Source organism: Mucilaginibacter sp. 5C4 (genome assembly GCF_034345625.1).
Lineage (GTDB): Bacteria > Bacteroidota > Bacteroidia > Sphingobacteriales > Sphingobacteriaceae > Mucilaginibacter > Mucilaginibacter aurantiaciroseus.
On the sequence record NZ_CP133775.1, the window covers coordinates 1,406,036 to 1,418,006 of the forward strand.

The window sequence follows — 11,971 nt, forward strand, 5'->3', positions numbered from 1 at the left end:
GGCTCACGCGTTTCGCGTGTGCCAAATTGCAACTACTCCAACACCACCGTTTTATTCTTAAACACAAACACCCGGTCATCAAACACCAGTTTAAGCGCTTTGGCTAACACGGCGGTTTCTATCTCCTTGCCGGCCTTTACCATATCGGGTACGGTAAGGGAGTGATTGGCGGGAATAATTTGCTGCGCGATGATGGGGCCTTCGTCCAGTTCGTCGGTTACGTAATGGGCAGTGGCGCCAATTAGTTTTACGCCGCGTTCGTAAGCCTGGCGGTAGGGGCTGGCACCCGCGAAAGCCGGTAAAAAAGAGTGATGGATATTGATGATCTGCATAGGGAACTGGCTCACGAAATTGTGCGATAAAATGCGCATGAATTTGGCCAGAACCAGGTAATCAAATTCGTAATTTTTGGTGATGCCGATAACAGCATTTTCAAAGGCGTTTTTGTCTGTCCCGGCTTCCACGTAGTAAAAAGGGATGTCGAACCTGTTGCAAATGTCCTGCAACGTCTCATGGTTGCCAATTACGCATTGCACGCTGGCGCCCAGTGTTTTAAAATAATTGCGTACCAAAATATCGGCAAGGCAATGATATTCTTTAGTCACCAGTACAATTACTTTTTTCTCCGGAACGGGGTTTATTTTGATGAGGGAGTTGTCCGGTAAAATATCCTTTAAACTTTCCTCAAGTCCTTCATAACCAACGGTTTTATCAACCTCCAGGCGCATAAAAAACAGGTTGGCGTTATTGTCTACATGCTCGTGCATGCTAACAATGTTATACTCTTTTTGGGCAAGCAGGCCCGATATGGCTGCCACCAGGCCTAAGCGGTCGGTGCATTGGATTACAATGATCATGTTTTACTGCATAAAATACAGTCTCAAAGCTATAATTATTAAGAAGATAACATAGCCGAAAAGGCATCAAAAATGTTGAAAACTTTTGGTGGTATAAAGTGGTATAAAGTGGTAAAAGTAATCTACTTTTACGTTACATATGTTGTTGACCGTATAGAATGTCCTATTTAACCGGAGAATTTAATTGTAAACTGGATGCCAAAGGGCGGATGATGATCCCTGCGGACCTTAAGAAACAGCTTCCAGAAGCTGAGAAAGAGGGTCTTGTGATCAATCGTGGCCTTGAGAACAATCTTGTTATTTACACTAAACGGGAATGGAACATTAAGCTTGGTGAACTGAGCAAACTTAACGAATACGATAGAAAAGCCATCCAATTTGTAAGGTATTTTATGGCCGGTGCAACAAATTTGCTGCCGGACGGCACCGGGAGGATCAACCTGCCGAAGAATTTATTGGATTACGCGGGCATTACCAACGAGGTTGTGCTAACCTGCATGCTTAATAAAGTAGAGATTTGGGACAAAAAAGCACACGAGAAAATGATAAGTGAAGAGCCTGAAAATTTCGCGGCATTGGCCGAAGAAGTAATGGCTAATAAAGGAAAGGGTCGCGATGAGTAATTACCATACCCCTGTTATGCTGGCCGAGTGCATAGACGCGCTAAATATTAAACCGAACGGTACTTACGTAGATGTAACCTTTGGTGGTGGCGGGCACTCGCGCGAGATCATGAAACACCTGGGCGAAGGGGGCCGTTTGTTTGCTTTTGACCAGGATGCGGATGCGCAGCAAAATTTGATAGATGACGAGAGGTTTACCTTCATTGATCAGAACTTTAGGTACCTGAAAAATTTTACCCGCCTGCATGACGCTATCCCGGTTGACGGGATCCTGGCAGATCTGGGCGTATCATCATACCAGTTTGACCAGGCCGAGCGTGGTTTTTCTATCCGTTTTGATGCGGAACTGGATATGCGCATGAACCAGGCATCAGACCTGAGCGCGAAAGAAGTGGTGAACAATTATAGCGAGGCAGATCTGCACCGCATTTTTGGTATGTACGGCGAAGTGCAAAACGCGAAATCGCTTGCTAAAACCATTGTAACCGCAAGGCTAAACGGCCCGATAGTAACGATAGCCGATCTGAAGAACGCGATAAGCAACATCACCCCGAGGGGGAAAGAAAATAAATACCTGGCGCAGGTTTTCCAGGCGCTAAGGATAGAGGTTAACCAGGAGCTGGAAGCCCTGAAAGATTTCCTGATGCAATCGGCAGATGTGCTGGCAACAGGGGGCAGGCTGGTGGTAATGTCTTACCACTCGCTGGAAGACAGGCTGGTGAAGAATTTCATCGCCAAAGGCAAATTTAGCGGCGAGGTAGAGAAGGATTTTTACGGAAATAACAACCGCCCGTTTGACGGGGTTAGCAGAGGTGCTATTGTAGCCACCGACGAAGAGATAGTATTAAATAACAGGGCACGCAGTGCAAAATTAAGGATAGCTGTAAAAAAATGACGAATCGTTTACGTACAGAAATTCAGGAAGAAGAATTAGAGGATCAGGAAGTGATCGTGGAAGAAAAGCCTGTAAAAAAGGACCTTCCAGATAACTTTTTCACCCAATTCTTAAGAAATGGGGTCATCACTACAGATCAGGCTACCAGTGCTTTGCCCTTTATTTTCTTCGTGGCCTTTTTGGGTATGCTATACATCGGTAACAGGCACCTGTCAGAAAACAACATCCGCGATATTGATAAAATAAGCAAAGAGGTCAAAGAACTTAGCTGGGAATATAAAAGCACCAAAGCCGACCTTGCCTTTAAAAGTACATTAACAGAGGTTGCCAAACGCGCCGATACTTTGGGCATCAAAGAATCGACCGAACCGCCACAAAAAATAACTGTAAAGGAGGACGTACAGGAATGAGTATCAGAACCAACATACTGGTTAGGGTTTACCTTGCATTTGGGTTGATCCTGCTGTTTGCGGGGGCTGTGGTATTTCAGCTTTGCCGTGTGCAGTTTGTGCAGGGTAAAAAATGGCAGGCCATGTCAAAGGCGCAGTCTACCCGGTACAAAAACATCGAGGCAACAAGGGGTAATATCTTCGCTAACGATGGCAGCCTGCTGGCCACATCGGTACCCGAGTATGAATTGCACATGGATATGCTTGCCGGTGGTATCGAAAATGACAAGATCTTTAACGAGAAGATAGATTCATTGTCGATGAAACTATCGAGCTATTTTGGCGATAAATCGGCCCGTGAATACACGAGGATATTCCGCGATGCACGTAAGGATAGCTCGCGTTACCAGCTGGTTAGGCGTAAGGTTACTTACCATGAGTTGAAGGACATCCGTAAGTTCCCGATCTTCAATTTGGGTAAATACAAGGGTGGATTGATCGTGGTTTCGCAGAACAGGCGCATTTTCCCGTTCCGCTTTCTGGCGGAGCGTACCATTGGCTATAAAAACGCGAACGTGAAAAATGGCGTTGGCCTTGAAGGTGCTTACGCTGATTACATTAACGGCGAAAGCGGTAAACGCCTGGAACGCCGCATGGCAGGTGGTGTTTGGATGCCTATTAATGATGATGACGAGGTTGCGCCAAAAGAGGGCGCGGATATTATATCTACCATTGATGTAAACATGCAGGACTATGTGCAAAGCGCGCTGGAAAAGCAATTGATCATCACCAAAGCCGACCACGGTACCGCCATTTTGATGGAAGTAGCCACGGGCGAGGTAAGGGCTGTTGCCAACTATACCCGCATGCCCGATAATAGCTTTAAAGAGAAATTTAATTACGCCATTGCAGGTAACCAGGACCCGGGTTCTACCTTCAAACTGGCATCATATATGGCGCTGCTTGAGGATCATAAGGTAGATACTGGCACAATGGTTAATACCGGTGAATATCCTATTCCGGGGCATACAATCACAGATTCGCATGGTAGCATTGGCCGTGTATCTGTGAAAAAAGCTTTCGAGAAGTCATCAAATGCTGCTGTTGCTTACCTGGTGAATACCAACTATAAAAATGATCAGTCGAAATTTACCGACCACCTGTACGATTGGCACCTGAACGAGAAAATGGGCTTGCAGATCCCGGGCGAAGCACAACCTGTTGTTAAAAACCCCAATAACCGCAGCTGGAACAAAAATATGACCCTGCCGCAAATGGCTTACGGGTATGAGATGCAGCTTACGCCATTAAAAATGTTAAGCCTTTATAATGCCGTTGCAAATAATGGCAAAATGGTAAGCCCGGTTTTTGTAAAAGAGATCAGGAGATTAGGCAACACGGTAGAGCGATTCCAAACCAAGGTATTAAATAACAAGATCTGTTCTGACGTTACCCTGAAAAAAATCCAGGAAATGCTGGAAGGTGTTGTGATTGAAGGCAGCGGCCGCCAATACGTTTATAACCCGTTATATAAAATAGCCGGTAAAACAGGTACTGCGCAGGTTGCCGATGCTAACAAAGGTTACAAGGCCAAAAAGCAATACCAGTCGTCGTTTTGCGGGTACTTCCCGGCAGATCATCCAAAATATTCGCTGATAGTGGTAGTTAATGATCCTAAGAATGGCTACTACGCGGCATCTGTTGCGGGCCCCGCTTTCAGGGAAATTGCAGATAAAATTTACGCCGGCGATATGGACCTTAACCAGTCGCCCGCGCATTTAATTGGCAATACCACGCTGCCTAAATTTAAACAAGGAAACCTAAAGGCATTGAAAAAGGTGTACGACAAGTTGGGTGTAAAACCATTGTATGCATCGGCTACGCCAAGCGGTATAGATACCAGCAGCGGCATAGCATCAGAAGATAATAAATATAAAACAGGCACGGTGCCAAACGTTACCGGCATGGGTTTAAGCGATGCGCTTTACGCCCTGGGTAACGCAGGTTATAAGGTGGCGGTAAAAGGCAGCGGGGCGGTTAGCACACAATCGGTAACCGGTGGCAGTATCATACCTAAAGGTTCAAAAATAACGATAGAACTGCAATGAGATATTTAAGCGACATAATTGAGGGTGTAGCATTTACCGAATTACAGGGTAGTGCCGATGTAGAGATCTCTGCCATCGTATTTGATTCGCGCCAGGTAACGCCGGGTTGCATGTTCGTGGCCGTTAAAGGCACTGCTGTGGATGGGCACGATTATATCGACCAGGCTATTAAAGATGGCGCTATAGTTGTTATTTGCGAAGAATTGCCTGCACATACCGCAACCGAGGTTGATTTTTTAATGGTGGCTAATTCATCTAAAGCACTGGCAACTATCGCGGCGAATTTTTACGAGAACCCATCATCAAACTTAAAACTGGTTGGTGTTACCGGTACTAACGGTAAAACAACAATCGCTACGCTTTTATACAAGCTGTTTATTGATATGGGCTACAAATGTGGCCTGCTATCAACGGTAGAAAACCAGGTGAACGGCCGCATCATTCCATCAACCCATACCACGCCCGATCCGGTAGCATTGAATAAGCTACTGAGTGATATGGTGGACCAAGGCTGCGACTATTGTTTTATGGAAGTAAGCTCGCACGCTATCTCGCAACACCGTATTGATGGATTGACTTTCTCCGGAGGCATTTTTTCGAACCTGACGCACGACCATTTAGACTATCATAAAACGTTCGATTTATACCTGAAGGCCAAGAAGACATTTTTTGATAACCTGCCAAAAAGCGCTTTCGCTTTAACCAATGGCGATGATAAGAATGGTAACGTGATGCTGCAAAATACATCGGCACACAAAAAAACATATGGCCTAAAAAGCATGGCCGACTACAAGGCCCGCATTATTGAGAACCAGTTTGGCGGCCTGCTTCTAAATATTGATGGCGACGAAGTTTGGTTTAAACTGGTAGGCACATTCAACGCATATAACTTGCTGGCGGTTTACTCTGCCGCTATGCTATTAGAACAAGATAGATCAAAAGTGTTAGTAAGCCTGAGCAAACTAACCGGCGCCGAGGGCAGGTTTGAATACATCGTAGCGCCAAATAAAGTAATTGGTATTGTTGACTACGCCCACACGCCTGATGCGGTGCAGAATGTGTTAAGCACCATTCACGACATCCGCAAAGGGAGCGAAAAAGTGATAACGGTAATAGGCTGCGGTGGCGACAGGGATAAAACCAAACGCCCCATCATGGCAAAGGTTGCCAGCGAGTGGAGCGACAAAGTGATCCTGACATCAGATAACCCGCGCACCGAAGACCCTGCCCAGATCATAAAAGATATGGAAGCAGGGATAGACCCTGCCTTTAAACGCCACACGGTAAGCATTGCCGACAGGCGCGAGGCGATAAAAACTGCCTGCATGTTTGCACAGCCGGGAGATATTATACTGCTTGCCGGTAAAGGCCACGAAAAGTACCAGGAAATAAATGGCGTTAAAAACCATTTTGACGATATGGAAGAATTGCAGGAACAATTTAAGGAATTGAAGTAAAAACAAGGCCGATGTTATATTATTTATTCAGTTACTTAAGTAAAAATTATACTATCCCCGGGATAGGTGTATTTCAGTACATCACGTTCCGGATGGCTATGGCGGTAATTGTATCGTTACTGATAACAACGGTTTATGGCCGAAGGTTGATTGATTACCTGCGTTTTAAACAGGTAGGCGAAACAGTACGAAACCTGGGCTTAGAAGGCCAGATGCAAAAATCGGGTACGCCTACAATGGGTGGTATCATCATTATTTTGGGTATCGTTATCCCGACTTTGTTGTTTGCCAAGCTGGATAATATCTACATCGTGATGATGCTGGTAACTACCGTTTGGTTGGGTGCAATAGGTTTTTTGGACGATTATATTAAGGTATTTAAAAAGAACAAGGAAGGCCTTGCGGGTAAGTTTAAAATAACAGGCCAGGTTGGTTTAGCGCTTATTATAGGGTGGACGATGTATTTCCACACCAACATCACCATAAGGCAGGAGGTTAAGTTACCGGTTCAGCATGATGTACCGGTAGATTTTCACATGCGTGGCGATAAACCCGTGTATACACAGGACATAAAATCGACCAAAACCACCATGCCGTTCTACAAGAACAACGAGTTTGATTACGCCAAAGTACTTAAGTTTTTAGGAACAGGATACGAGCAATACGCGCTTTTGGTATTCATGCTGTTTGTGATCGTTATCATCACCGCGGTATCAAACGGCGCGAATATTACAGATGGTATTGATGGACTGGCAACAGGTACATCAGCAATTATTGGACTGACATTGGCTATACTGGCCTACGTATCCGGTAACACGTTTTTTGCCGATTATCTAAATATTATGTACATCCCCAACTCGGGTGAGCTGGTGGTTTTTGCCGGCGCGTTTGTAGGTGCTTGTGTGGGTTTCCTTTGGTATAACTCGTACCCCGCGCAAGTGTTTATGGGTGATACTGGCAGTTTAGCTATTGGCGGTATCATCGCGGTGTTTGCCATTATCATCCGCAAGGAATTATTGGTACCGGTATTATGCGGTGTGTTTTTGGTAGAGAACCTATCGGTTATTATGCAGGTGGGCTGGTTTAAATATACAAAAAAGCGTTTTGGCGAAGGCCGTAGGATCTTCCTGATGGCGCCGCTGCACCACCACTATCAAAAGAAAGGTTTCCATGAATCCAAGATCGTAACCCGGTTCTGGATCATCTGTATCTTCCTGGCGATAATAACGGTGATAACGCTGAAGTTGAGGTAGATAATCAAGCCGATAAGAATCAAGATACAAAACAAAGAAGAATAGTGACTGAAAACAAAAACATATCACCCCAAAGGCTTGCCATACTTGGTGCCGGCGAAAGCGGCGTTGGGGCGGCATACCTTGCCCAACAGCAGGGGTATGATGTTTTTGTGTCTGATTTTGGGACTATTGCAGATCATTACAAACAGCAGCTGCAAGACTGGAACATAAAGTTTGAAGAGAACGGCCATACCGAGGCGGAGATCTTATCTGCCGCCGAGGTAGTAAAAAGCCCTGGAATACCGGATAAGGCACCGATAGTGAAGAAGCTGGTTGAAAATAATATCCCGGTAATATCCGAGATAGAGTTTGCCGGCCGCTATACCGATGCTAAAATGATATGCATAACAGGGTCTAACGGTAAAACAACCACCGCCAGCCTTACTTATCATATCCTAAAAAATGGCGGCTTAAATGTAGGCCTTGCGGGCAACATCGGTAAAAGTTTTGCTTACCAGGTGGCTACCGAAAAGTATAATTACTACGTGCTGGAGATAAGCAGCTTTATGCTGGATAGCATGTATAAGTTCAGGGCGGATATTGCGGTGTTGTTGAACATCACGCCGGATCACCTGGACCGTTACGAATACAAACTGGAAAATTACGCCGCATCCAAATTCAGGATAACGCAGAACCAGGGCACTGATGACTGTTTTATTTACTGCGCGGATGATGCAGAAACAAAAAAAGTGCTGGAAGGCAAACTGATATCGGCAAAGCAGCTGCCTTTCTCGATAGAAAAAAAGATTGAAACGGGAGCATATCTCGACGACGATAACCTAATTATAAACGTACATCAAGCACATTTTCAAATGTCAATAAACGAACTGGCCCTGCAGGGTAAGCACAACATCTACAACTCAATGGCATCTGGTATTGTTGCCAAAGTGCTTGAGCTGCGCAATGAAACGATGCGGGAGAGCATGGGTAACTTCAGGAACATTGAACACAGATTGGAGTCGATCGGTAAAATATCGGGCATCAGTTTCATCAATGATTCTAAGGCGACCAACGTAAACTCTACGTGGTACGCGCTGGAAAGCATGACCAGTGATGTGGTTTTGATATTGGGTGGCGTAGACAAAGGCAACGATTACAGCATGCTTAAATCGTTAGTTAAACAAAAAGTAAAAGCCATTGTATGCCTGGGTAGGGATAACAAGCGTATCCACGATGCATTTGAAGATGATGTGGAAGTGATCGTAAACACCATGTCGGCAGCAGAGGCAGCACAGGTAGCATACCATCTGGCAACCAAGGGCGATACCGTATTACTATCACCCGCCTGCGCAAGTTTTGATTTGTTCAAAAATTACGAGGATAGGGGTAAGCAGTTTAAAGACGCGGTGAAAGAACTATAAAAATGTGCAGATGTGCGAATATGCAGATGTGCGGATGAAAAGAAAATAAATGAATGAAAAGCCAAATTTAATTGTTTAGTTAACCTTCAATTTTTCTTTGAAGATAATAGCCTTTACAGAAGTGCTTGAATCGCAGAAAAAGTTTAATCTGGCAAATCAGCTATTTAGAAGCGATACATCAATAGGAGCAAATGTAAGAGAAGCACAAGGCGCTGAAAGTAAAGTGGATTTTAGACATAAATGTAAGATAGCATACAAGGAAGCACAGGAAACAGAATATTGGCTAATGCTTTGTAAGCATGCGGAGAATTATCCATTTGAAGAAGAACTGGTCGACTATATAAAATCGATAATAAAAGTAATAGGTAAGATAATTTCATCAACACATTAAAAAAATATCTGCACATCTGCACATCTGCATATCTGCATATCTGCACATACATTAATCAAATGAATCAGATACTCAGTAACGTAAAAGGGGACCGCTGGATATGGCTAATAGTCATACTGCTTTCTGTGCTATCCATACTGGCTGTGTATAGCTCAACAGGTACAATTGCTTATAAACATAACAAGGGTGCAGAATCATACCTGATGAAGCATATGTTTATGATCATAGGCGGTATTGCGCTGATGTATTTTTCGCATTTGTTAGATTACCGTTATTACGCCGGGATTTCAAAAATATTGATGGTAGTTACCATCCCGTTATTGGTTTATACACTGGTATTCGGTAGCCATGTGAACGATGCAAGCCGTTGGATAGCTATACCGGGCACAGGCCTTACTTTCCAGACTTCCGATTTGGCTAAACTGGCTTTGATAACTTATTTGGCTCGCACATTATCGCGCAAGCAGGAAAATATTAAGGACGTTAAAAACTCCTTTGTGCCTATCATGGGGTCGGTTTGTGTGGTTTTTATATTGATCGCTTTGGCTAACCTTTCAACAGCTTTGATGCTGTTTGGGGTAAGCATTTTGTTGTTAATTATAGGCCGTATCAGTATCAAACAGATCTCGATAGTATGCCTTGCAGGCGCATTGTTGTTAACGGGGGTAGTGTTTTTAGGCCCTCGCCGTACAACCTATATTTCGCGTATCCACGCGTTTATGCACCCCGAGACAGCCAACCCCGATAAATCGTTCCAGTCCGATCACTCTAAGATAGCTATTGCTACAGGTGGCATATTTGGTAAAGGCCCGGGTAATAGCACCGAAAGGAATTACCTGCCTCACCCATATTCGGATTTTATTTATTCAACCATTGTTGAAGAATATGGTTTAATAGGTGGGTTTATGCTGGTGGGGATCTACCTGTTCCTGCTGTATCGATGTATAAAAATTGTAACCAAAGCGCCAAAAGCCTTTGGGGCGTTGCTGGCGGCAGGGTTAAGCTTTAGTTTAACCATACAGGCATTCGCAAATATGGCGGTAGCCGTAGGCTTAGGCCCGGTAACCGGGGTGCCGTTGCCGTTAGTAAGTATGGGTGGCACATCCATATTATTCACCAGCGTGGCCTTTGGTATCATCCTATCGGTAAGCAGGGATATCGACGAGCCGAAGAAGGTTGTAGTTGGGGAGATAAGTTTAGCTTAGAAAAGAAGCAAGAAGTTCAGAGTCAAGACATAAGAAATAAAGTAATATTTCATCTAATCGGTGAAATCAAAAAATAAAATCGGTGAAATCAAGTAAAAGAATAATCATAAGCGGCGGCGGTACTGGGGGGCATATCTTCCCGGCTATTGCTATTGCCAATGCTTTGAAAAAGCTTGACCCAGATACGGAGATACTATTTGTTGGCGCCAGCGGCCGTATGGAAATGGAAAAGGTTCCTGCTGCAGGTTATAAAATTATTGGCCTGGATATCCAGGGCATCCAGCGCAAATCGCTTTGGAAAAATGTGATGTTCCCCATTAAGCTGTTAAGGAGTGTGCGCAGGGCTATCCAGATCATTAAAGATTTTCAGCCCGATGCTGCAATAGGTGTGGGCGGTTATGCATCCGGTCCGTTGTTGTACGCGGCGTCGTTAAGGGGGATTCCAACGCTGATACAGGAGCAAAATTCATACGCTGGTATTACCAACAAATGGTTGGGTGCAAAGGCAAAAAAGATATGTGTGGCATTTGACGGGATGGAGAAATTCTTCCCATTCGATAAGATCATAAAAACCGGAAATCCTATCCGTAAGGAGGCTGTAAATATTGCCGGTAAGCACATGCAGGCGCTGGAGCTTTACAAGCTGTCATCGTTCAAAAAAACAATATTGATAACAGGGGGCAGCCTTGGCGCGCGTACATTGAATAATAGCATATTGGCAGGCATCGATAAAATAATCGCTGCCGATGTGCAGGTGATCTGGCAAACGGGTAAGTTCTATTATAAAACCATAACAGAGCAATTAGGGGCGGATAAGCACCCGGATATTTGCGTGGTGGAGTTCCTGAACCGTATGGACCTGGCCTATGCCGCTGCAGATGTAATTATATCAAGGGCAGGCGCGGGTACCATAGCCGAGCTTTGCGTGATCAAAAAGCCGGTGATACTGGTGCCGTCGCCAAACGTGGCCGAAGACCACCAGACCAAGAACGCGCTGGCATTGGTAGAAGAAAATGCCGCCGTATTTGTGGCCGACCGCGATGCCGAAGCAAAATTGATAGATAAAGTGCTTGCACTTTTAAATGATAAAGAACTGCAAAAAAAATTAAGCAATAATATTGGTAAACTGGCATTGCCCGAGGCTGATGAAGTTATTGCGAAAGAGGTTATCCAAATAACAAACAACAATTAAGTAAAGACCCATGCCTTTGGGCAGGGGTCTTTTAAGTGATTGGTTAATTGGTGCCCCGATAGCTATCGGGAAAGAGAGTAGTTAAAGATTGAGTAGAGAGAATTATTAAGAATAACAAATAGATAAAACAAACAGCGTTGAAAGATAAAGTGTGCAGTGAAAACCACTCACCACTTAACCCACTCAACCACTCACCAA

10 protein-coding genes and 1 pseudogene are annotated in these 11,971 nt (G+C 44.5%); 10 read left to right on the forward strand and 1 reads right to left on the reverse strand.

Going from position 1 to position 11,971, the window contains the following annotated elements; translation table 11 throughout:
- Positions 1–32: 32 nt before the first annotated feature.
- Positions 33–857 carry a formyltetrahydrofolate deformylase gene (purU, locus tag RHM67_RS06525; RefSeq protein ID WP_322231301.1) on the reverse strand — a complete coding sequence of 275 codons (825 nt, stop codon included), beginning with the start codon at positions 855–857 and terminating at the stop codon, positions 33–35.
- Positions 858–1,015: 158 nt separating this feature from the next.
- Here purU and mraZ point away from each other — a divergent pair, with 158 nt between their 5' ends.
- The 10 genes and pseudogenes from mraZ (at position 1,016) to murG (ending at position 11,773) form a co-directional block, all read left to right on the forward strand.
- Entirely contained in the window at positions 1,016–1,480 is a 465-nt protein-coding gene (gene mraZ / locus RHM67_RS06530; protein ID WP_322231302.1) for a division/cell wall cluster transcriptional repressor MraZ, read from the forward strand.
- A complete protein-coding gene (gene rsmH, locus RHM67_RS06535; RefSeq protein WP_322231303.1) occupies positions 1,473–2,375 on the forward strand; it encodes a 16S rRNA (cytosine(1402)-N(4))-methyltransferase RsmH in 903 nt (300 codons plus the stop codon). The genes mraZ and rsmH overlap by 8 nt, the downstream gene beginning before the upstream one ends.
- On the forward strand, positions 2,372–2,785 hold the full coding sequence (locus RHM67_RS06540; protein ID WP_322231304.1) for an FtsL-like putative cell division protein: 414 nt from the start codon (positions 2,372–2,374) through the stop codon (positions 2,783–2,785). Before rsmH ends, RHM67_RS06540 begins: the two co-directional genes overlap by 4 nt.
- A complete protein-coding gene (locus RHM67_RS06545; protein ID WP_322231305.1) occupies positions 2,782–4,872 on the forward strand; it encodes a penicillin-binding protein in 2,091 nt (696 codons plus the stop codon). The genes RHM67_RS06540 and RHM67_RS06545 overlap by 4 nt, the downstream gene beginning before the upstream one ends.
- Positions 4,869–6,329 carry a UDP-N-acetylmuramoyl-L-alanyl-D-glutamate--2,6-diaminopimelate ligase gene (locus RHM67_RS06550; RefSeq protein WP_322231306.1) on the forward strand — a complete coding sequence of 487 codons (1,461 nt, stop codon included), beginning with the start codon at positions 4,869–4,871 and terminating at the stop codon, positions 6,327–6,329. Before RHM67_RS06545 ends, RHM67_RS06550 begins: the two co-directional genes overlap by 4 nt.
- Before the next feature lie 11 nt (positions 6,330–6,340).
- The gene (mraY, locus tag RHM67_RS06555) at positions 6,341–7,582 is read left to right on the forward strand and encodes a phospho-N-acetylmuramoyl-pentapeptide-transferase (RefSeq protein WP_322231307.1); all 1,242 of its coding nucleotides are present in this window, start codon (positions 6,341–6,343) and stop codon (positions 7,580–7,582) included.
- A gap of 44 nt (positions 7,583–7,626) precedes the next feature.
- Complete coding sequence (gene murD / locus RHM67_RS06560) at positions 7,627–8,985, forward strand: UDP-N-acetylmuramoyl-L-alanine--D-glutamate ligase (RefSeq protein WP_322231308.1); 1,359 nt, start codon at positions 7,627–7,629, stop codon at positions 8,983–8,985.
- A 94-nt stretch (positions 8,986–9,079) separates the two neighbouring features.
- Positions 9,080–9,376 (forward strand): annotated as a pseudogene (locus RHM67_RS06565) (four helix bundle protein); the annotation flags it as partial.
- Positions 9,377–9,435: 59 nt separating this feature from the next.
- Positions 9,436–10,581 carry an FtsW/RodA/SpoVE family cell cycle protein gene (locus RHM67_RS06570; protein ID WP_322231309.1) on the forward strand — a complete coding sequence of 382 codons (1,146 nt, stop codon included), beginning with the start codon at positions 9,436–9,438 and terminating at the stop codon, positions 10,579–10,581.
- 82 nt (positions 10,582–10,663) lie between these two features.
- Positions 10,664–11,773, forward strand: a complete 1,110-nt coding sequence (gene murG / locus RHM67_RS06575; RefSeq protein ID WP_322231310.1) for an undecaprenyldiphospho-muramoylpentapeptide beta-N-acetylglucosaminyltransferase — start codon at positions 10,664–10,666, stop codon at positions 11,771–11,773.
- Positions 11,774–11,971: the final 198 nt, after the last annotated feature.